The following is a 21,966-nucleotide window of genomic DNA, read 5'->3' on the forward strand; positions in this document are numbered from 1 at the left end:
CGGGCGTCCCCGCCCGACACTTTTCGCGAGCTCGTGTAGGTCAAGACCCCACCAGAGGCCAAACAGGGGGGGGTCTTGACATCAACCGCCACCGATGCTCCCCCGAATCGTCAAAACCCCTCTCCAAAAATCCTCCGTTGGGTTTTGACCTACAAGAACTGAGTTTTGTGTAGGTCAAGACCCTATCAGAGGCTCAACGTGGGCAGGGGTCTTGACACCCCTTGGCGGATAATCCAACCGTTTTCTGTCGTTTTTGGGAAAAAGGTTCCAAATATTTCTTGACAACATGTGGAAAAGTTTTACCTTAGGGTCGAGCGTGTGTGACGCATTATAGGCGGATCCGAGAGCCAAATTAGATTCGGCTATAACAAGTATTCCTCTTTTAAGAACAGTCGATTGGTAAAGTGAACGGACCCACCCGAACGGTGAGTTCTGTCTGCTGTTCTCACATACTGCACTGACAGAACGTTCGTTCGGACGTCTTACCCTTCACCGTATCCCTGTTCATCCTCCCACTCATTCCACTATCGATGCGTAACCGTGAACCGTGAACCTTTTAGTGGAATCATTTCAGGAGGTGACTCAGTTAGTTCACCTGATATAAGCGTCCAGAAGCGACTAAGTAATTTACTGCACGACTATACTTGGACCGCGAAGCCATGTGATGAGGTGGCTCCGACGATCCAGACTCCAAGATAGGAATCATAATGAATTCGTTAACGGTGGTTAGAATCTCTCCCTTCCCTAGACATCATGAGATTATGGACATATCCCGCATGGTTGCCGATAACCTCGGTATATCTGGTATATGCTCCGGACCACAGAAGGCGGATTTACTCGTTCCTTATTTAAGGAGGAATTAAATGTTAAAAAGACTGTTAACCGCGGTACTCGTTTTGGGCGTCCTTTTTGCCTTTAACGGTACAGCATTTTCCAACCCATCGGACATACCACGGGATCTTGATCCTAAGGATCGTGACCTACCCACTGTAACGGGTACCACGTCCAAGGCTCAACTCCAGCCCGGTCAAGTCAACACGCCGAACAAGTCCTGGCCTCGCGTTCAGGCCTTGCCGACGGCGGCTGACATGACCCCGGGTGCGCCGGCTCCGGATACCACGCAGTGCTTCTTCCAGGACTACTACTCTGCGTACTTTACTGGTATCCCGTGCTACGCGTATCTGTGGGGCATGGAGGACGGAACAGGCACACCGGTCACCGACCAGATTGCCGTCCGTTACGACAACTACAACTACCCCTTGTATGTGGCCGATGTTTATCAAGTCGCGGTTCGAGTTTCCGAAGCCAGCCATCTCGGTGGCGCCGGAGTGCCGATCCGCGTTTCGGTCTATGACGATGCCGGCGGCCTGCCGAATGCTCTGATGGGCTTTGCCGACTTCGCTCTGCCGTATCTGGCGGTGGGCGGCTCCGGAGCCTTCGTAACTCTGGTCCTGCCGACACCGATAACGGTAGCTGGTGGGGCGTACCATGTTAGCGTTGGCTACGGTCCGACCGCTGCTTTCGGCGACACACTGACTCTGCGGTCAACCTCCGGTAATGATTTTGGCTGCACCAATGCCGTCTCTGGGCGGAGCACCTATTATTATGCCGGCACATGGTATGATCTGCCGACTCTGTTTGGCGACGATACCGGTTATGACTGGGGTCTTCGCGTATGGTCCTGCGAGCACTATACTCAGTGCTTCACGCAGATGTCTTTCGGCGGTTATGTGTGGCTCTGGGCTGTCCCGGATCCTGCCTGGTCGACCGGGAGCACTCTGAACGGTATGGCTCAGCGCTTCGTGGCGACTGGTCCCGATACGCTGAAGACTGTGCGGTGGCGTCACTATTACCTGAACGATGGCGCCTACACCGGTGCCAGCACCAACGGCGTTGAAATCTCTGTCTGGGGTGACAATGCCGGCATGGTTGACTATGCCTCCGGGCCTCTGGCCACGGTGACGCTGCCAGGCGGTGTGGGTCTGTTCCCGAACACCGGACTTGGCGCAACCACCGGCTGGAATACTCTGGATATCGATTTCAGTTCGTTCAACCTCGTTCTTCTTGGCGCCTTCCATCTGTCCGCCAAGATGACCAGCGATGTCGGTGCTACTGGCGTGTTGTATTTCGCTACCTCGTTTGAAGGCGGCGGTCCGAACAACAATGACCAGACCGGCATGTCGTCTAATTTCACCGGCGACACCTGCCCGTGGCAGCTCACTACTGGCGCGGCCGTGGGTTGCACGACTGTTGCTACGTGGGATACCGACCTGGGTCTCGATCTGGGCTTCCTGATCGGCTCCGTTCGCTGCAAGGACGAGTTCTATACCTGTCAGCATCAGGCTACACACGACGGCTACTTCAATACTGCCTGGGGCCTGGGATACGCCGCTATCGGCTTCTCGCGCCGCGCGGTCTCCCAGATGATCCAGGGTGGTGTTGGCGGAGCGCCGAACCGCGTCGAAAAGATCGGCTTCGTCGTTGCTGATGACGCCCTCTTTGGCGACCCGTGCTGCACCAACGGTACCCCGAGCCTGAAAGTCAGCATCGATGCTGACAACGGTGCGATGGGTCCCGGTGCGACACTGTGGTCAACGACGCTGACCTATGCTCAACTCTCGCCTACCATTAATGGGTGGACGGAAGTGGTAATCCCCGGTGGGTTTGTAGTTCCCGGCAACTTCTATGTCACTGCGGAAATCGCTCCCACCGATTCGACTGCTGAATACTGGTACTTTGGCGGCGACCGCATGGTCGGTTCCCACACTTCACCGCCGCACATCATGTTCAACGGCGGTATGTGGCAGTTACGGAACGATCCTATAGCCAACTACTGGCAGAATCGTCATGCCGCAGCCGGTGACCTGGCCAACGCCATCTTCGAGGTGGATTTCTGCTCAATTCCACCGAACGAAGCCACCTGTGCGACTCCTGATGTCTGGCCGACTGCCGGTCATGACTATCAGCGCACCAACCATTCGAACGTGGCACTTTCCGATGCCTATTGCGATCTGACTCTGAACTGGCTCTATCAGCATCCGACCCAGCTCGCAACGTTCGTTGGTCCTATTATCGACGGTAACGAAGTTGTCATGTCATTCACCGCCGAGTACAAGATCCTCGATCTTGCCACGGGCGCTGTCCTCTCCACCCTGAACGACCCGGGCATCATGGGTTCCACCAACATCCGCTGCATTCCGACGATTGCAACGGTGGGCGGCATCCGGACCCTGTTCGTGGCGGGCGGCAGCCAGAACGCCGTCGCGGCGTATGACATCACCAACCCGGCTCTCCCCGTGGAGCGCTGGCGGATTGGCCCGACCAACGGGTGGGCCGGTCTTGGCAACATTGGTGTTGCCCGGTACACGAACTTCACCGTCCAGACCGTGGCCGGTACCGAAATCGTAATCTTTGGTACGGACGGCGGTAAGGTGTTTGCGGTCGATGCGAACCTCGGTACTGCCTATGCTCCGTGGGGTGTCGGCCTGGCCAACGCCACCAACGTGGGCGGTTCGACCCTGGCGTCAGGCGCTACCGACGGCGTGCGTTATTACTGCGGCACCAAGATCGACGGCTTGAACGCCGATCTGTTCGCTCTCAGTCTCGTCGATGGCAGCATCGTATGGCAGCTTTCCACCTCCGCCGGCCTTCAGGGTACTGTCGTGTACCCAGGTCTCGGTGCTGGTGCGGAAGGCTTCGATGCGACCGTGGCGGTCACACCGGACGATGGCACGGTTTGGGCCAACGCCACCATGGGGATCGGTAATCACCCGACCGATGGTGTGTTCTATCGCCTGAACTCGGCCTCCGGCGCGCTGAAGAGCGCGGTTGCTTCCAACTCCTCCTTTGGCGGTGTAAGCAATCCGATTATTGACCAGAATCGCGTTTATATTCCGACTCGCAGCCGCTGGGTCACCCCTCCGTCGGGTGGCTTCCTGCTGGCCTTCAGTCGGTACACTGGTACTCTCTCCTATGCTACGTATCTCGGCGCGGACGACAACGCTGGTCCGTTCCGTACCAACGGTGTCCTGACCTGCGAGACCGGTGCTCCGGATCAGTTGTTCGTATTCTCTGATAACGGCTACCTGAGCTGTGTCAATGCCGACAATGGTGACGAAATCTACCATCGTCGCATCGACCACCTCAGCGCCTCTCTGAACATTGGTGGCGCGGGTGCGGCTGCTCCGGGTCATTTGGTCTTTGGCGATCGCTACGGCGACGTCATCGACATGTCCAAGCAGACCGACCGGGCCCGTTTGGAGATTCTCCACTACGCGATAGCGCTGCCGGTTCCGTTCGGTTCACCGAATCCGACTATGGTGACGGTACCGAACGTGTACACCAACACCGGTTGCGTTGCGTTGAACGTTGCCTCCATCGCTTTCTCGGATGTGACCAACGGTCAGACCCCGGGCGCGGCGATGTTCTCGGGCGTCAGCGACGACGCTATGGCGAACGCCTCGTCGATAGCCAACAACCTGGCTGCCAACGCCGCGTCGTTTGCCAAGTGGCATCCTGCTGCCAAGGGCGACGAGATGCTCGTGGAGAATCGTGAGATTGCCGTCAAGCCGGCTCTTAACAAGGCCGCTGCGGCTGTCCCGCCGTTCATCAACGTCGGCGTCATTGGCCCGTTTGTGATCCCTGCGGGTGACACCGCCGACATCATTCTCAACGTCAATGGCCCGCTGGTGAACCGTGGTCCGAACGTCGCTTACGCGCAGTTCACGACCGATGATCCCGACTTCTGGCTGGGCACTTCAGCCCTGTTGCCGGAAGTGAAGATCACGCTGGTTGGTGGCTGCTTGATTGACACCACCGCGCTGAATTTCGGCGCTGCCAGTGCCAACATGCAGTGGGTAACCAACACCGGCCGTTTGGGTACCGGTGACTGGACCCCGCACGCGTTTGACATCGACGGCGAAGATGCGATCTTCTATCAGGGCACGTATCTCTTCGGCGTGGATTCCTTCCGCCTTGCCATGAACACGCAGGATTGGTCCTCGGGTGGTGGCGAGAACGATGCATGGATTTCCATGCAGCCGGATCCGAACTTCTGCGACGGCGATTGCAAGCCCGCGCTGACGACGGGTGCCACCCTTGGCGCCGTGTCGCTCACCGGTGTGGGTCTCTATACCCCGCTGGTTGGCAACATCATCTGCAAGAGCTACATCGATTCCGTCCAGAACTTCGACGACGGTACCGGCTGGTACTGGAGATGGTACGGCGCTCCGTTCGACGACACGCTGACCATGGGTCTGTACTGCAACAGCAAGACCTTTGCGGTTGAAGACGCTCCTGTCGGTTTCGAGCTGCTGAACAACGTGACGGTTGAAGTCATGAAGTTCTTCCCGCGGTTCGGACAGGCTGTTCCGGGCTGGAAGTTCGCTTCCGACATCGACTATGATGTTGGCACCGATACGGCCGCTATGGACCAGAGCATTTCGACCGTCTGGTCGTTTAACGCCAACAAGCCGGCTACCGGCGATGCGTATGGTATGGTGAAGCTGCCGTTCGGCGGCTGCGGCATTGCACCCATGAAGAACGTGCGTGCGCTGCAGTCTCTGCAGGGTCAGTTTGAAGACACCGATGGTCGTGGCAACCCGTACTGGGATTCTGCCTATTACTACATGAGTCTGCCGTCCGGTTCTATGACTTCACAGAACATCCGGCAGTCCGGTGGTGATCAGCAGATGCATGCCACCTTCATCGAGCACGACTTCACCGGAAACGATACGCTCGTGTTTGGCGTGGCTCACTTTGGATTCCTCGGGCTGACTAATCCGCACGATGGTTCCAATTATGCGGCCCTGGCTCGCTTGGTTAACAAGTGGGTCGGCTATGGTCGCGGCGACGTAAACAATGACAACACCATTAACCTGGCTGACATTGTTTACCTGACCCAGACCGTTGCCGGTGGCCCGGGTGCGATTCCGTTCGCTCATTTGTCGGACGTGAACGCTGACGGCGCTACCGACGCTGCCGACGTCACCTTCCTGGTGAACTACTACTTCAACTATGGCGATTGCCCGAGTGGCGCGTTCATAGTGGGGTTGTAATTTCTCAGGTCGTTGACCAAAGCTGGTCATTAGACTAAAGAAGCGAGGGCACTTGCCCTCGCTTCTTTTTTTGTCATGCTTGTGCTTGGCACCCGTCCTCGTGTGCCAGCTCCGGCAGACGGGGACGTCTGCCGTTCACATACCAACGTTTGCGGCGTGACGCGCTGAGCGGAGTCGAAGCGCGAACCATGCCTTCGTTGACGCTTGTGCCACACCTATCAGGTGTGCCGATGCCAAGATGCGTATCGCAACAATTCGCACCTGTTAGGTGCGGCACAAAATCGCAAGCTGGCTAAGTGTGACCTGACGCCACCGCCCGCCCTCTTTTTTTCTGGCCCGCAAATCGAAAGGACGCGTATACTTGTCTCATGTCCAAGGAAGAACGCGAACTTCACAACATCTCGCGGCTGCTCGCCGACCTGTACGCGGTCGACGCCATGTACCGGCAGGGGCCGGAGTTTGTCTTCTCCATGACCAGCCGCGCCGACCCCGAGCGAACCGCATATCTGTTGAACGAGCGACTCCGGACCAGCGGCTATCATTTCGACCTCAAAGCCCGACCGGGGGAATCGGCGCTGCTGACCATCGACCCGAAACGACATGTCCGAATCCCTCTTGTCAACATCGTCTTGTTTGTCGCCACACTTCTGACAACCTACCTGGTGCCAGTGTATATGACGAGTCCGCAGGGGGAGTTCTGGTCGCGGTTGCAGCAGGGTGCCGGACTCGAATTCATGGCGGCGATGATGTCCATTCTGTTCGTGCATGAGATGGGGCACTATGTCGCCGGACGGCGACGGGGGATCGTGACGTCGTGGCCGTATTTTCTTCCGGCGCCCAATCTGATCGGGACATTCGGGGCGATCATCAAATCAAAGTCACCGTTTTGGAATCGAAGAGACCTCATTGAAGTTGGCGCGTGGGGCCCGGTAGCCGGGTGGATTGTGGCACTGGGGTGGTTGATATACGGGCTGCCCAAATCTACGCTGGTGGCCATGACCGGCGAGAATGCGCTCCGGTTGGGAGATTCGGTGATTATGAAAGCGCTCAGCTCGGCCCTGATGGCCTCGCCGCCCGCAGGGTACGACTATATGCTGAGCGAAGCGGCATTCGCCGGATGGGTGGGACTGCTGGTGACGGCCATCAATCTTTTGCCGGTCGGGCAGCTCGACGGCGGGCATATCCTCTACGGATTGGCGCCAAAACGGCAACGACTGCTCGGCTGGGCAGCATGGATTGGTCTTGCGCTATTGGGGTTGAAATGGGAGGGCTGGTGGCTGTTCGCGGCGTTCGGACTGATCTTCGGCGTGTCTCATCCCCCCACACTCGACGATCACCACCCGATCGGACGTTCCGCCCTGGCGCTGGGGGTTGTGGCGCTGATAATATTCGCGCTCTCTCTTACACCGGCACCGTTTCAGTTTTAGACGGTATTGTCTCAAGGCAGCTCAGATCGAAAGAGCGCCCGTACAATTCTTCGAGATTGATTTTCTTCTCGCGCAACACCTGGAGAAACACTTCGACTATTGCCGGGTCAAACTGTTTCCCCTTATTGGTGACCAGCTCCCTGAGAGCGATCTCGATTGACGCGCCGTTGCGGTATGGCCGATCCGACAGGATGGCATCAAACGTATCGACCACTGCCAGCAGGCGTCCTTCCACCGGGATCTCATCTCCGCGCAGCCCCTTGGGGTACCCCTTGCCGTCGTACCGTTCATGATGGGAGATGATGTACGGTACGGCCGCTTTGAACAGGTCGATACCGCTCACGATCTTGAGCCCGACCAGCGGGTGATTGATCATGCGCTGGCGCTCATCGTCGGTGAGCCGGTCCGGCTTGTTGAGGATAGAATCCGGCACGCCGATCTTGCCGATATCGTGCAGCGTACAGCCCATGACGAGGCTGTTCAGGCGGGCACCGGTCCAGCCCATTTCGCGGGCCACCGGCTCGGCCAGACGAATCACCCGGTCGGTATGACCGGCCGTGTGCGAGTCGCGTGCTTCAATGGCGTTGGCCAGCGCACGAATCGCCTGCAGATACGAGGTCTGCAAGTCCTCGTATAGTTTCTGGTTAGAAATGGCCGAAGCCGCTGCATTGGTCAGGATATTCAGCGCGTTCAACTGCGCCGGGTAGACCCGTTGGAAGCGATCCAGCACCAATAGATTGATGACGCCGTGCAGCGTCCGCCGTACGAAGATGGGTGACGAGATGAACGTCCGCACCATCATCTGATCTTCGATCTTGATCGGCGAGCTGGTGATATGAGGCTGTGGACTCTTCGTATACGTGAACTTGAGCAGATGTGCGTCTTCGAGCACGGCCGCCGTGTGGGCTTCGTCATCAGATTCATGAACGGTCCGGATAATTCTCCCCTGGACCGGATCGATTTCGATAATGCCGGCCGCCGCCGCACCCAACTCGGTCTTGCAGGAGCTGAGGACCATACGAAGGTACTGATCGATATCGATACCCATAGTGAATGCGCCGGCAGCCTTCAAGAATTCGACCTGCCCTTTCAGCGTCAGGTTCTCGCGCACCACTTTCTGATGCGCAACCCCCCGGCGGATCACCGCCTTGAGCACTTCGAGCTTGAACGGCTTCACTAGAAAATCGTAGGCCCCTTTTTTGAGAACAGAGATGGCCGTCTGGACAGTCGGGTGGGCCGTCATAATGATCACGATCGCGTCCTGGTGTTCCTTGAGCGCAACTTCGAGGACCTCCACGCCCGATGATTCCCCCATCACCAGGTCGGTCAACACGAGGTCGACCGGGTTTTCGTGCAAATGTTCGATCGCCTTGACCGGGTCGGTAAACGAGATGATGTCGTACTTCTCGGCCGTCAATGATTCGACAATGATGTCGCAAATATACTTTTCATCGTCGACCACTACGAGTCGGAGATTGCCTGGGTTGGTCATACTTTCTCGCGCTTTCCCACGTCGATTTACCCTATACTTTCGGACGTCGCCGGACAAACATAACGGCGCTTTCCGTATCTGTCTGATAATTGCGCTTGGGGATTTTCGACTATAGCCGTTCGGCTATGACGTCGGCAAAATACGATGAGCGAACCAGCGGACCCGAAACCACTGTTCCGATGCCTGATTCGCGCGCCCACGTCTCGAGCTGTACGAATTCATCCGGGTGATAGTAGCGAGCGATAGGATAATGTTCACGCGAGGGTGCAAGATACTGTCCGATGGTGAGGATTGAAACGCCGGTATCGGCGAGTTCCTTGAACACCTGTTTCAATTCTTCAGCCGTTTCACCAAGGCCCACCATCAGACCCGATTTCGTACAGGCATTATGCGAATGACGGGCGCGGTGCAATAGCTCCAAGGACTGGTGGTAGTTGGCGGCGGGCCGAATGCTCGCGTAAAGTCGCGGCACGGTCTCAATGTTATGATTGAAAATGTCGGGCGACGATTGCATCACAGTCGCAAGCGCCGTGTCGCTGCCGCGAAAATCCGGAGTGAGAACCTCGATAGTACACGCAGGAAGTTTTGAGCGGACCTCGCGAACGGTACTTGCAAAATGCGCAGCGCCGCCATCGGCCAGATCATCACGGGTGACGGACGTGATCACAACGTGTCGCAAGGCAAGGGCGGACGCCGCTGCGGCAACTCGAGCCGGCTCATTGGGATCAAGCGGCTTTGGCATGCCCGGTCGAACATCACAGAACCGACAGTTGCGCGTACAGGTGGGACCCATCAGGAGAAAAACGGCGGTACCACGATTGAAACACTCGCCGCGGTTTGGACAATTGGCCTCCTGACAAACCGTGTGCAAGCCAAGATTTCCGAGGAGCGCTGTCACACGACGATACTCCTCGCCGCCGAACGGCTTCACCGTCAGCCACGATGGCTTACGAGCCGGAGTCGTCGTCACTTTGCCGCTGTTCAATTGTTGCACATCCTCGACCATCGCGTTCCCGTCAAAACGTGTCGACTGGGAAAATCGACAGCGGGTCAAGTATATGGAAATTCGCTCGATAATCAAGGGAAAGGGTATGAACCGACGACTAAGGAGCTTCCCTCATGTCTTTGCGCATAGCTGCGAGCGGCCTGCTGATTCTGCTGGGGCTGTCGACCTCCCTATCAGCCGCCGATAAGCGTCAGGCCCGCGTCGAGCGCATCATCGACCTGCCGTCCCAGAGTCTGGGGAGCATCGGTTCCTTTGCCGCTGCCGAAGCCTGCACCGCCGGCAACGACTCGGCCATCGCCTACTGGATCGAAGGCTGGGTGCTTGGCAATGAATTGTACAAAGCCTACATCGACCCGGCTACCCAGTGTCCGTCACCGTACCCTTTCACCGTCCGCGAGATCAATATGCCGATGAAATTTGACGCGGCGGTGAGTTTCACGGTGTCGGTCGATGTCGAGTCTCCCGACAATAGTATCCCCTTATGCCTGTACCCCGGCAACACGCTGGCGATTTCATCAGACTGGCAGATCGATGTTCCAGGGCCGGGTGGCTATATGATCTGGATTCCTCTCGATACACCAATCGTTGTCAACGGCCCGTTCTTTGCGGGATTCTTTCTTGGTTCAGCTATCGATATAGCGTCCAATCCTTCCGTGTATTGTGACAACGACCCACGGGAATGCTTCACCTACAACATCTGGGACACCACCATTGGCTTTGTCGATCTCGTGAACAACTCCATGTTCAATTTCCCGGGTCGTCTGGCCATGTACGTCAACGGCACCACCGGCGGTGCCGGCGGTACGGACTGCTGCGACATTACGCCCGGCACGCTACTCGATTTCGTCACAGTACCAATCGGCCAGTTCAAGGACCTGATGTTCACTCTGAACAACTGCGGTGGCACGACGCTTAACGGCACCATCAGCGAGACAAGCCCGCAGTATAGTCTTGCCTCTGGCGGCGGCTCGTTTTCACTCGCTCCCGGCCAGAGTCGGACCGTCACTGTCCGTTTCGAGCCAACAATTGTGGGAGTCTATTCCTGCACAATCTGGACAGGTCTTCCCCAGTGCTCCACTGTCATTGCCACCGGCGTGTACGGAAGCAGCGAACCGGCGCCACAAATTGTGCTGGTCAATCCGAATGACGGCGATCTCCTCATGGGCTCGGTCGACCTCTGGGCGGCGGAGATCTTGGGATCGACGATCATCGATTATGTTTCTTTCGAGTATTCCGGCGGCGGTACGTTCGTTGAAATCGGGCGGGATTTCGACGGCACGAGGCCGCTTCGCGACGGCGTCACAGCCGCCATGGCCGGCAGCGGATACAACTGGGACTGGAACTTCGCGTCATTGGCAGAGGGGACCTATACGCTTCGTGCCACCGTCTACGACACGCTCGGGCGAAGCGCGTACGCCACGACGACCGTCTATCTTGAGCCAACGCCCCCCATTCCCCGCATCGTCAGTCCCGCCAACGGCGATACTCTCTGTTTGGCCGAGACATTCGTCTTACAGTGTTCCGATGAAGACATGTCGAACATTCAATTGTACCGCTCCAATGCGCTTGCGAATTACAGCATTGGGCTGGCAGCTTTTGATGAGCACTCGGTCGGCGATGCCAACGGGAACCCGTCTGACGGCAACCCGGCCGCAGCCGGCGAATTCGGAGACTATTACAGCGCCCCGGTCGCAGCCGCAGTGGCAGTCAAGGTCTGGTTTGACCGGAACTTCACACTAACAATGAGAGAGGGAGCCGTACAGCTTTCTCTCGTCGACGTGGCCGAACGACTGGCCACGGCCTTCAAGACACGGACGAATAAGGGAACTTATGACGAAGACCTGCTGACCGGCTTGACCTCATATTCCCTGGCGCATGGTGACCAACTCGATTTCGTCTACCGGAGAACTCCGGACTACTTCGAACTCCGCACCTGGGCCGAGGAAGAACAGAGATCGGTGATATTGGGACTCGGCGGAGCGCCCGGCCTCTGGGTGGCAGTCGATGGCTTCACTGGCTGGATAAATCCCGACAGCAGCTACTCAGTTTCCATCATGAACCCCATATCCGGAGCCATTGAGACTGCGTCGATGCGGTTGAGTCTTGGTGCGAGCGAGTTGTATGTGAACGGTTCCTGGCATCGCGTCGATATTATGGTCTCGATGTTGGCCAAAGCCTGGACCGTGAATCGAACGCTCGTCGCAGCCGATTTGAGCGGCGCCGACGGCTGGTCCATCAACTGGCCCCCCACCGGTTTGATCGAAGGGAGTCGGTACTTCTTCACAGCGATCGGACGCGACGCCACCTCATATCGCGGTAGTTCCACCGTCCTGCTCGAATATTCCTGCCTGAGTCAGTTTGCAAAGGGGGACTATAATGGCGACGGAGCATCGGATATCCTCGACCTGTACGTGCTGATCGATGTCATTCGCCACAATGGAGTTGCTCCGGTGGGAGGTCTTGGCCGAGCCGACTGCAACTGCGACGGCTATATAAACATCGCCGATATGGTTTACTACATAAACTACCTCTTTGGCACGTCCTCATCACCGTGCTATTGAGCTATTGAAGAGAGAGAGCCAATAGGACCCAGGCCCCGCCCATCGGCGGGGCCTTTGTATGTGAAGCTTACGACTACCACATCAGTTGTAGGTCGCGGTTTCATGCTGCAACATTCAGAGAGCCGTGCAAGTTAATCATCACATTCACCACAAGGACAGGTCAGACCAGCAATACACATTCAGCATGAAACCCGACACCCAAAGGAGCTACAACAGTAATGTCGGGTTTCTCGCTGGGTTCCTCTTGAGAAATAGCTGTAAGACTGTATTTCCTTACGATGCGTGTGGCGATTCCAGCTGTTCGATCGCTCGGAACGCCGACCTGGAGACCACAAAATACTTGATATCAAGACAGTCGCTACAATCCCTCACCACGTCAGCCGCCAGGAGGTCGTCGACGGCACTTTGACCCTTTGCCGAAGAATCGTCCCGTTCTGTCGCGCTATCGTGAACTCATACTTGGTGCCGCCGGCAGTGAGCGAATCGGAGGGAATTACATCCAGAAAGAAATAGCCCGCGCTGTCGGTGACTGTGGTCACAGCAAACGGTGATACCACCAGTTCCCCTGACCGCACCACTCCACCCGGCAGATAAGCCCCAACCGCAGCGCCTGCTTCGGGAGTTCCGCTTAGGCCATATAAATAACCGTACACCCGACAGAGCGTTGGCGAGGAGGGTGTCCCGGGGTCGAATCGGTATCCGAACACCGTGTCGATCCCAGTACCGGTGATGGTAACAGTATCAAAGGCGCTGAAGATATATCCCGGCGCACCAGAGATCGCCAGATACGATGCAGTGTCGAGATTAAGATTCACCCGGCCGGATGAGTTCGACATGCCGACGGCAATGAGCGCGCTCTGGTCCAGATTCCTGATCGCAAGCTCGGCTTCTGGAACCACCTGATTTGTCGACGAATCATAGACAATCACCGTGACGGCATATGCGCCGGAACCGTTGCAGCCACCCGTTTCGAGCGTCCCCAAAGTCGTGATTATCTTGCCCAGACTGTCGAGCGCTTTGGCCGAATTGCCCGCTCCCATGCCCACCGAATCAAGGGCATCGGACAACTCCCGATCGACTATCTGAAAGCTGAATCGGTTTGGCGTCAGGAGTGCGCCACTGTTTTTCTTGGCGGTAATGACCCCGGAATACCAGCCGGCCGCACCCGCGCTGTCAATATCGGCGATGGGGCGGTGATAGTAGTAGTACCGCTGTCCCGCGATAGTCAGTGTATCCAATCCGGACATGGCGGCATTACCTGAGTCACGGAAGATCGCTCCGTTGGCGTCTGATTTGCAGATGACCACATAGAAGCTGTCAGACGTCGTCGGGCGGCCGAGCGAATCCAAGCTCAGCACCAGCACCGACAATGAGTCCTCACCGGAGGAACCCACATTGTTGACAAGCCCCTGCGCCGACACCGCCGTGACCAGAAACGGCGCGAGCACGAACATCACGAACAGATATCTCATGGTAGACCTTTCTCAAAATTGATCATAGCCGAACGAGCACGTGGCGTCGCCGCGAATTGGCCGTTTCAGATGTGGCGGTCGAATACACGAACTTCACCCACGGTCGAAGTGCACTGTTGCTGTTTTCTGTGCTGGCCCCTTCGGTGCGGGTCGACAGGGTGCTGAAGGCACGCCCCTTGATGAATACGCCGTAATTGGCGCGCGTCCCTTTCAGCAGTGAATCGACCTGAACCGAATCCAGCACCCAGTAGTACCAACCGGCAGATGATCCCCCCGGAATGATCCGGTGCGCCAGTGTATCGGCCGTGGTGAAATCGCCACCTGCTGTTGTCCAAAAGGTATCCGGCGGCGTGGCGCTGACGCCGTTGTTGAACAAACGGTCCCAGTCCATTTCCGACGAGTCGGCCGTAATACCAAGGTTGTTGCCGACAAAATACCGGGCGTTGGGGCGGGTGCACCAGAAGATGTCGAACGTATCCGGGTTTATGGAAAGCGTGGTTAAGTACACTGCGAGCGAACAAACCACGTTCGTGTTGGTACCAGTCGGTGTATTGAACCAGAGATACTGGCGGAAAGCCACGGCAGTACCTGATCCCTTACCGATGATGACCCTGGTATCGCCACCATAATTATTGGCCGGATACGGCTGATAGATAAATCCGTCTTTGAAATCGGCTGCACCGGTGGCCGTGTAGCTGTCGGCGAAAACCGAACCACTTATCGACAAGACCAATACCGTGACGAGCCACAGAATAATCGACTTGTCGTGCGTCGCCGGTCGCCTCATTTCGGACTCCGCGGCCGCACCCTGGGTCGGGGCGACTTCACCGACTCAACGTGAGCTGTGCTGATGTCGACCGCGGCTCCGTCATTCGCAAGCGCTTCACGACGGATTCTATCCATCATGTTCCAGAACTCGCGCTGCGCGCTGTTCTGGGGTGCCAGTTTCTTTCGCATTTCAATCATTTTGAGCAAATCTCCCAGCTTTGGTTTCTCTTTGAGGGTTTTCGCAATCTCCATGTAGCACTTCTCGATGAGACCATCCAGTACGTCCAGTCCGACCGGCACGGTCTCCTTTGATGCTGCTTTCGATGCCACTCAGTCCCCCATTTCAATTATCATCAGATCAGTCATCACCGGGCCGGCAGCATTCGGGTCGCGGGCGATCACAAACTGTTCCGGCGATTCAGCCGCCACCACGTATACCGCGTTCTGTGTTCGCGCTCGCGGAATGACGCGCGGCGATTTGATGGTTTGCGGCAGGCTGTTGCCTCGGTGATCAACCAGATCCGCAAACGCCACCGTCTGCGCGCCGCCGCCGACATCGGCCGCTCCATAAAGAACGCTGGAGGTCGAATCGATCTGTTCGAGGGCCAGAAATTCGATAGCCCCCAGCCCCTGCACACCCCACACCACGAAGTCCTGCACAAACCAGGCGCGGCGCGAGGTAATCTTCTCTAATGCCGTCATCACGGTTACTCCTTCAACACAAGGTGGGTCCGGAAGGCCCTGCCACCGGTGGATGGAACGATTGCAGCAGGCGGTCGGCCCGGGTGGCAAACTCCTCGGCGAGTTTCAACCAGGCTTGGGCTGCGCCTGCTTGATTGGGGCCGGTCGACAGATCGCGCATTGCCGCGGCGCGGCACAGAATCTCGAGAGCACGCGAGGCCGCTGCGGCCCCGAGCATCGGATCGGCACCAAACAAACCGTCGGGATCGACCTCGCGTTCCACCAGCCCATTTGCCTCATCGACCGCCCCGGCCAGCAGTTCTTCTTCGAATCCCTGGCATTGCGGAGAATAGTCCAGAAAGACCGTCTCTCCCGATTCGATCACACCTCCCGCCAGCCGTTTGATTTCCCCTGTATCTGCCTTGATCTGATAGTCCTGACCGACGACGCCGAGGGTGTACGGCAGAAACCAGGCGGTAACGGTTTGCCCGGAACTCAGTGCTCCGGCTGCTGTCGGGGCGACCGTGGCGGCACCATAGTCCACGATGAAGTCTGAGTTTTCTTTGAAGACCGTCCCAAGCGAGCTGTCCGATGCGAGCAACACCGAGCCGCGAACTAGCGGCGTGCCGGCCAGCACGGTCGGCGAATCCCCAAGTGTAACCGACACACGGGTCGGTTCGTCGGCGCGAAGCAGTTTGGCGCGCACCGAATCTGCCTGCACCAAACCTCCGAAAAAGCGCACGAACTCCGTGTCGCGGAGTGTCACGACCTGATCCGTAACCCGGTCGCCGATCGGAGTCCGGGATCGCAGGTACGGACGGATCTGGTCAACCGATGTGTATCCCATGATCACCTCCTGACAATCATCCGTTGAACGGTTGAGATGGCGCTTATTTGCGAGCCTATGGGAGCTGTTGTGAACGCCGCTGTCACTTCAATCTTAATCCAGAACCTGGTGTGGCCGGACAGAAGATTCTGCTGCCAGTCGGCCGGGATCGACGCGTAATCGCTGAAGAACAGTATACGAACGTCGGAGCTGTTCAGGTACGACAAGCCGTTGGCCGGCGTGAATGTCACCCAGTGGTTGCCGTCCCAGTAACTGAAACTGAGCGTGCCCCCGGCGCCCGAGGTCGACAGCAGAAATTCCGCATAGCGGAACGGCCGCGTCATCCCCAGATACAGACAATCACCGACTGCCGATACGAGGCTGCCGGTCGCCGGATGAAAAACGTCGCCGGAGGTCCCATTGGCCGCAGCCGCCGTCACATCGACATAGCTGCCGGCGCTCTGTGAAAACAGCAGCATGCTGTCGAGTGTCTTTGCCCGTGTATCCAGAATTGCGGGCGCCGAGAATTCACCGCTTCGCCGCTCGACATATTTCATGTACGCCTGCGTGCCGACAAACCCGCACAGATAAAAAATCACCGGCACGCTCTCGCGAAACAGCAGTTGTGGCGAGTATCCCGGTCCACTGTCAAGTGTGACCAGTGCTCCCCAGTTGCGGCTGTCGAATTCACGATACCGGAGCTGTGAGTCGTTGAACACGAGGCCGAGACCGCCGTCCGGCCCGATCGCGGCATCGAAATGTTCACTGAATCCGCTCGTGCCGGTGGCGACCAGGTACTCATCTGACCAAGCGCCTCCGGCCAACGGCACCGAACGAATGGCGATACCGCTGCCGCCGTACGTATAGATCACATGCAGGTCGTTGGTCGCGACCAGTACCTTGGAAAACGCCTGAACCGCGCCCGTGCTCAGCGCCTGCCCGGAATCGGTCGGGCCGGTTCCCCAGCTTGCCCCGCTGTCGCTCGATGATTTGACATGCACATATCGATTGGGTGAGGCAAAACGAGACCAGTTCACCCAGAGCTTGCCTCCGGGCTCGATCGCGATCGACGGATCAAAGCACTGATTGCCATTGAATATGACAACCTTCGCGCCGACCGTCCAGGCGCCGGAGCCAAACGCGAGCTTGCGCGTCACCAGGTAATTGGTACCGGACTCCGGATAGACAACGTGCAGATTCCCGGCGCTATCCATGACAACATCGATGCTGCCGTCGGCTGCATCCGATGCGATCATCTGCAGCGATGACCAGGACGAATAGGGTGCGTCCGCGAACGCCAGCGCTATGTCACTGGCGGAAGTCCGAAAGACTGCCACCTGACGACCGGCGTACGCACCCGACACGATCCGGAACAGCTTCCGCCCCGGCGGTGCACCCACCCCTAACGCCGGATAAGCGGTGGTGTCAGAGAGTTTCTTCAGCATGAGTCCTCATTTCAAAGCTGCGCCCAGGTCCACTGACCCGGGCGCTCCTGCCGATTAGAACACGGTATCGAGAATTACCGCTGCCTCTTTGATGACCTTGGCGTACGCCACCGATTCGGTGATCACCGCTTCCTCGAAGCGCTGATCGATGATCTTGTCGTACTCCACGATCAGTGGCTGTGTCACCACTTCCTCGATAGCGAAGCGGCTGTCCAGACCGATCACATAGTCGGTCGGGACTTCGTCGGAGCGAACCAGGGTCGCCCCCAGCGGACTGAACAGCTCGCCGCTCTGCTGGAAGCGGTATCCCGCCAGCGGGTCTTTGAACTCGTTCAGCGTGAGTATGGTCTTGAGCTTGTCGATATGACACACCAGCGTCGTCATCTCGAACGGCGAGAACTCCGACCACAGCGTAATGAGATCGTTGTATGTCAGGGCGCCGGTGGCCGCCGCATTGACAACGGTCGCGGCGTTGTTGTTGCCGTCGCCGTTGATCAAGCAGTTCACGACCATGCCGATCTTGTCCGTCTGCATCCGGAACCCGATGTACCACAAGAGCACGCGAAACTGTGCGGTGGAGCGGTACCGAAGCGCCTTATAGCTCGCTTTGAGCGCCAGGCCGTAATCGGTCACTGTGATGGCGTGAGTCTGCTCGGTGACGAGCAGCTGCGGTATCTCTGTTCCGTCCCCCACCGGCCGCAACGAGAATTTTGTGTCGTTGGACGTGTCGATGAAAATCGGCGTGTACCGATTTGACGCGATCGTGCTGCTGCCGGCGATCAGCTTCGCGAGTTCCGGACGCATACCCTGGCCACGCTTGATCTCGCGCAGGATGAACTCGGGCATCAGCGAAGGGGCTTTCTGGTAGAACTGCTCGACAGTCGTGGGGTTCTTCCCGCCAAGGCGAATGCCCGCAATGGCGAGCTGTCGCTCGAACGCGTCGAGCGCACAGCCGTTCGGCGTTGGATCGTATTCATCACATTCAAGCAGTTCTGTCAGCGTCATGCCGCGGCTTTCCGCCTCCTGATACAGGTCGCGATTCACCTCGACTCCGGCGGCGCGAGTGAAGTCCACCGGTCCGGTAAGGCGCGAACTGTCGTCGTCATGCGACAATCGCTTGAGCATATCCATTTGAAGAAACGTATTGAAATCCATGGAGTCCCTTTCTCAGTTTAGCAGAAGCAGACAATTAGTCGTGCCGTTGATTTCGAGCACCGTCCCGCGAGCGATATTCCCGCCCGCAGGGTCATAGCCGGTCAGCAACGGCGCCTGTTTCACCGTGCCGGTCGTGCCGCCGACTACCCGGTTGCCGATTGTCGGATAGGTTGTCGAAATGGGCAGACGGCAGATGCCGCCAATTTGCACCGCCGCCAGACGGCTGCCGTTGTCCTTGTCTGTCAGCGTCAGGCCGATCAGCTTACCAAGCAGCTGGCCGCCGTTGCTGATCGGTCCCACTTCATTGCCGGCTGTCAACATCACCGGCTGGCCGATATTGGCGTCTTTGAGGTCATCGATACCGGTCGTCTGTTTGATCTTGAATGTCGCGATGACCGGCGCGATCGCCTCGAGATTCTGGTCTCGAATGGTCATATCATTCTCCTTGTTTCTGTTATCCGTTTGAGTTGTCCGGGAGATACTCCCACAGAATGGGGACGATTTGTCCCACAAGTCACTTGTACTCTGCGTACCTTTTCTCACGGCCAGTCGGCGTTGCCGATGCGATCAGCAAACCGAAGCTGGTCGGGAAACAATCGCGGAACCGGGCGGATGTCCGCCGATAGCACTCGATCAATTGCGCCGAGGTCAGATCGGCCAGCGTCTCCGCCTCTCGCAACACCGACTGAAGGCCGCTCTGCTTGCGGTCGGCTGCGGCGATCGCTTTGAGCATGCCGGCGATCCGGCCCTGGTAATCCTGACGAAGCAGCCGCAGTTCCTCATCGCTTGCCATGATCCGGTCGAGCACCGGCCCAAGCTGCTCCAGCCAGGACCGCAGTTGGTCGAAATCGATGTAAGACAACCTATCCTCGGTCAACGCCTCGCGCAGTTCCGCGATGTATGCGGTGTGATCACTTATCTCCATCATGGCCTCCTGCTTGATTGCTCAGATGAAACTCGATTTGCGCCAGGCGGCGATCGACCTCCTGCGAGAAGCGGTAAAACTGTTCCTTACTGACCACCCCCTCGCGCAGGATCACCTCGATATTGCCGAGTTTTTTGTCGAGTGTCTCCACCACCGCGCTTTCGGCCTTGGCGGCAAGCTCGATCTTGAGCGATTGAATCGTCATGAAGTATGCTGCCGCGATGCTCAGTGCCACCATGAGCAGGTTGAGAAGCTGTCCGCTTAGGCGCAGACCTGCACCATGCGGTTCGAGTTTCTCAATATTCCCTCCCGACATCTTTGTTGACCCGATCAGCCATTTCATCTCCGATTGCCTCCGGTGTATAGGTTGAATATCACGCACGTTTCGTCGGACCGCTTACCGACAGTCTCGCGTGGTCTCATGTGCTGCCTCCAAATAGAACAGGTACCGCTTCCTTCCGGCCAGGCTGACCGGACGAAGCGCTATTCTCTCCTTTGAGGGAGTGTTGATCGTCAACCGGATCCCACTCGATTCACCTACGGGATCGATTACCGCACGGCTCCGAAAGACCAGCGCCTGTCCCTCCGGTTGTCGATTCCGCAGTTCCGTCAGTCGGTCGGCGATGAACCGTCCCCCGTGACGCCACCGGGCCAGATTGAACTGACGGATCTCAAAGACCTGCCGCTCCGCGCCGAGACGGGCGACCAGGCGAGCGTGCGATGACGTTGCAGATGAAAGCAGTTCGATGACGTTGTCAGTTTCTGTAGGGATCTCTTTCAAATGATAGGCACGTACCGACTGAACGGCCCCCGTGGGATCGACCGGCCGAATCAGCACACCGTGTTTTGTGGCCAACTGTTTGATGACATCGGCGAGTTGTTCGCGATGTGCTATGCGGTGGCGGATCGTGCGGATGCTGAACCGGTCTTTCTCCCCGCCGCATTCGATACCGTCGGTCGACCCGTTCGGCTGCAATTGAAGTGACAGGCGCGAGACGGGGCCCGACTGGTCAAGCAGGTACTGCTTCACAGCCTCAGCCGAGCAGCGCTCTTTCCCCCGAAAACCAACCAGGAGCGCAGGGGTATTGTCGAGTTCCTGAAGGCCATCAAGCGGAAACTGAGCCGCCAGTCCAACCGGAACACTCAAACCATCCGGACCGCCGATCGACAACTCTCCGTCGTGAAGCGATGCTGTTACCGGAACCCCTTCATAGAACGGCACGACAACGAACGGACCCGTTTCCCTGATTGTCTCGATATCTGAAATCTCTACGGGACTCTCTTCGGCGCTTCTGTCCCGACCTGCCGTTTTCTGAAATAGCAGTTCTTTGCTCATGGAGGTATCCGGCGTAGCGCCGCGATAGACGAGTGATGTCTCCAGCACCCGTTCAATCTGGCGATAGTCAAAATGACAGACGGCCGAAACTCCGTCGGCGCGCCGATACTCCTGCATCGGCAGATGCTCGCAGGTGCGGATGTCCTGTCCACAGATGGAGCACTGCGGCAGATGAAACGTGAACCCGATCGAGCACTCTTTGTAAATGCCCCCATCGATGTTATCACGAAGCGTCTCCGCGCCGTCGGCCCGACGCATCCAGAAGAAGTAGCTTCTTACCCAATGCCGCCCCTCCCTGACTGTTGCCACCGAGTGAAAATTGCGCGCGATTGGAAGCTGGTCTTTACGATGTCCAATGAGAACAGGCGAGTCGATCAGCAAATGTGTCAGCCGCTCGTGTTCCTCGACCGGGAATCGCCCGCCGAAGCTGTTCACCTGGTCGGAGACGATATACATCGACCGGATGTAAACATCCCCTTCGGCGACGTGAGCCGGGGGCGAAATGTTCGTGTTGATAAGCTCGATCAATTCTGACGAGACCGTATTGTCGGCAGCGTCGGCAAGCTGCGCAGTGATTCGGCCAAGGCCGACATTCATGGTTGCCTCCGTGGTTTGCATTCGCTAACCCGGGCGGATTCAGAATCAGAGGCATTCTCACTCTATTTTTGCGCAAGCGGTTGCGGGGCAGAACAGAAACGAGCCGGTGGTCAAGCCCTTAAGGTCGCCCGCAAGCTGCTGGCCGGCAGCACCTTACTGCCAAACAGCGCCCTTGTGGTCGGGATTCGGGCATACCCTTTGCTCAATTGGCAGTTGACG

Annotated in this window: 16 protein-coding genes; 3 read left to right on the plus strand and 13 right to left on the minus strand. The window is 57.6% G+C overall.

The genetic code is table 11. The features are described 5' to 3' along the window. The first annotated feature begins 863 nt into the window (after window positions 1–863). Window positions 864–6,056 carry a PQQ-binding-like beta-propeller repeat protein gene (locus AB1644_07155; GenBank protein ID MEW6050822.1) on the plus strand — a complete coding sequence of 1,731 codons (5,193 nt, stop codon included), beginning with the start codon at window positions 864–866 and terminating at the stop codon, window positions 6,054–6,056. A gap of 368 nt (window positions 6,057–6,424) precedes the next feature. After that, window positions 6,425–7,483 (plus strand): site-2 protease family protein, encoded by a 1,059-nt coding sequence (locus tag AB1644_07160; protein MEW6050823.1) that lies wholly within the window; start codon window positions 6,425–6,427, stop codon window positions 7,481–7,483. Here the strand turns inward: AB1644_07160 and AB1644_07165 are convergent. Then, window positions 7,458–8,975, minus strand: a complete 1,518-nt coding sequence (locus AB1644_07165; GenBank protein ID MEW6050824.1) for an HD domain-containing phosphohydrolase — start codon at window positions 8,973–8,975, stop codon at window positions 7,458–7,460. The two genes, AB1644_07160 and AB1644_07165, sit on opposite strands and share 26 nt — an antisense overlap. 109 nt (window positions 8,976–9,084) lie before the next feature. Continuing rightward, a complete protein-coding gene (gene lipA, locus AB1644_07170; GenBank protein ID MEW6050825.1) occupies window positions 9,085–9,960 on the minus strand; it encodes a lipoyl synthase in 876 nt (291 codons plus the stop codon). 134 nt (window positions 9,961–10,094) lie between these two features. Between lipA and AB1644_07175 the strand changes: the two genes are divergently transcribed. After that, the gene (locus tag AB1644_07175; protein MEW6050826.1) at window positions 10,095–12,542 is read left to right on the plus strand and encodes a dockerin type I domain-containing protein; all 2,448 of its coding nucleotides are present in this window, start codon (window positions 10,095–10,097) and stop codon (window positions 12,540–12,542) included. 368 nt (window positions 12,543–12,910) lie between these two features. On the opposite strand, the gene AB1644_07180 is transcribed toward AB1644_07175, so the two are convergent. From AB1644_07180 to AB1644_07230, 11 genes are all read right to left on the minus strand, one after another. Further along, entirely contained in the window at window positions 12,911–14,014 is a 1,104-nt protein-coding gene (locus AB1644_07180; protein ID MEW6050827.1) for a hypothetical protein, read from the minus strand. A gap of 22 nt (window positions 14,015–14,036) precedes the next feature. Next, entirely contained in the window at window positions 14,037–14,801 is a 765-nt protein-coding gene (locus tag AB1644_07185) for a DNRLRE domain-containing protein (GenBank protein ID MEW6050828.1), read from the minus strand. Further along, a complete protein-coding gene (locus tag AB1644_07190; protein ID MEW6050829.1) occupies window positions 14,798–15,112 on the minus strand; it encodes a hypothetical protein in 315 nt (104 codons plus the stop codon). The genes AB1644_07185 and AB1644_07190 overlap by 4 nt, the downstream gene beginning before the upstream one ends. Continuing rightward, window positions 15,113–15,487 carry a hypothetical protein gene (locus AB1644_07195; protein MEW6050830.1) on the minus strand — a complete coding sequence of 125 codons (375 nt, stop codon included), beginning with the start codon at window positions 15,485–15,487 and terminating at the stop codon, window positions 15,113–15,115. A 10-nt stretch (window positions 15,488–15,497) separates the two neighbouring features. Next, window positions 15,498–16,310: a hypothetical protein gene (locus AB1644_07200; protein MEW6050831.1), complete on the minus strand. Its 813-nt coding sequence runs from the start codon at window positions 16,308–16,310 to the stop codon at window positions 15,498–15,500. A gap of 2 nt (window positions 16,311–16,312) precedes the next feature. Beyond that, window positions 16,313–17,734: a hypothetical protein gene (locus tag AB1644_07205; protein MEW6050832.1), complete on the minus strand. Its 1,422-nt coding sequence runs from the start codon at window positions 17,732–17,734 to the stop codon at window positions 16,313–16,315. A 54-nt stretch (window positions 17,735–17,788) separates the two neighbouring features. Then, window positions 17,789–18,889, minus strand: coding sequence for a hypothetical protein (locus AB1644_07210; protein MEW6050833.1), 1,101 nt, complete (start codon window positions 18,887–18,889; stop codon window positions 17,789–17,791). 12 nt (window positions 18,890–18,901) lie between these two features. Then, window positions 18,902–19,324, minus strand: coding sequence for a hypothetical protein (locus tag AB1644_07215; GenBank protein MEW6050834.1), 423 nt, complete (start codon window positions 19,322–19,324; stop codon window positions 18,902–18,904). Between the two features lie 79 nt (window positions 19,325–19,403). Continuing rightward, complete coding sequence (locus AB1644_07220; protein MEW6050835.1) at window positions 19,404–19,817, minus strand: hypothetical protein; 414 nt, start codon at window positions 19,815–19,817, stop codon at window positions 19,404–19,406. Continuing rightward, window positions 19,801–20,157, minus strand: a complete 357-nt coding sequence (locus AB1644_07225; protein MEW6050836.1) for a hypothetical protein — start codon at window positions 20,155–20,157, stop codon at window positions 19,801–19,803. The genes AB1644_07220 and AB1644_07225 overlap by 17 nt, the downstream gene beginning before the upstream one ends. 54 nt (window positions 20,158–20,211) lie before the next feature. After that, the gene (locus AB1644_07230; GenBank protein MEW6050837.1) at window positions 20,212–21,747 is read right to left on the minus strand and encodes a hypothetical protein; all 1,536 of its coding nucleotides are present in this window, start codon (window positions 21,745–21,747) and stop codon (window positions 20,212–20,214) included. Window positions 21,748–21,966 lie beyond the last annotated feature (219 nt).

The sequence above is a fragment of the Candidatus Zixiibacteriota bacterium genome, assembly GCA_040753875.1.
Classification (GTDB): domain Bacteria; phylum Zixibacteria; class MSB-5A5; order GN15; family FEB-12; genus DATKJY01.

Excerpts from the sequence above, each read along its gene's own strand:
- AB1644_07220 (MEW6050835.1), bottom strand. The coding sequence starts at position 19,817 with ATGATGGAGATAAGTGATCACACCGCATACATCGCGGAACTGCGCGAG.
- AB1644_07210 (MEW6050833.1), bottom strand. The coding sequence starts at position 18,889 with ATGGATTTCAATACGTTTCTTCAAATGGATATGCTCAAGCGATTGTCG.
- AB1644_07185 (MEW6050828.1), bottom strand. The coding sequence starts at position 14,801 with ATGAGGCGACCGGCGACGCACGACAAGTCGATTATTCTGTGGCTCGTC.
- AB1644_07215 (MEW6050834.1), bottom strand. The coding sequence starts at position 19,324 with ATGACCATTCGAGACCAGAATCTCGAGGCGATCGCGCCGGTCATCGCG.
- AB1644_07200 (MEW6050831.1), bottom strand. The coding sequence starts at position 16,310 with ATGGGATACACATCGGTTGACCAGATCCGTCCGTACCTGCGATCCCGG.
- AB1644_07165 (MEW6050824.1), bottom strand. The coding sequence starts at position 8,975 with ATGACCAACCCAGGCAATCTCCGACTCGTAGTGGTCGACGATGAAAAG.
- AB1644_07180 (MEW6050827.1), bottom strand. The coding sequence starts at position 14,014 with ATGAGATATCTGTTCGTGATGTTCGTGCTCGCGCCGTTTCTGGTCACG.
- AB1644_07160 (MEW6050823.1), top strand. The coding sequence starts at position 6,425 with ATGTCCAAGGAAGAACGCGAACTTCACAACATCTCGCGGCTGCTCGCC.
- AB1644_07175 (MEW6050826.1), top strand. The coding sequence starts at position 10,095 with ATGTCTTTGCGCATAGCTGCGAGCGGCCTGCTGATTCTGCTGGGGCTG.
- AB1644_07225 (MEW6050836.1), bottom strand. The coding sequence starts at position 20,157 with ATGAAATGGCTGATCGGGTCAACAAAGATGTCGGGAGGGAATATTGAG.
- AB1644_07155 (MEW6050822.1), top strand. The coding sequence starts at position 864 with ATGTTAAAAAGACTGTTAACCGCGGTACTCGTTTTGGGCGTCCTTTTT.
- AB1644_07230 (MEW6050837.1), bottom strand. The coding sequence starts at position 21,747 with ATGAATGTCGGCCTTGGCCGAATCACTGCGCAGCTTGCCGACGCTGCC.
- AB1644_07205 (MEW6050832.1), bottom strand. The coding sequence starts at position 17,734 with ATGCTGAAGAAACTCTCTGACACCACCGCTTATCCGGCGTTAGGGGTG.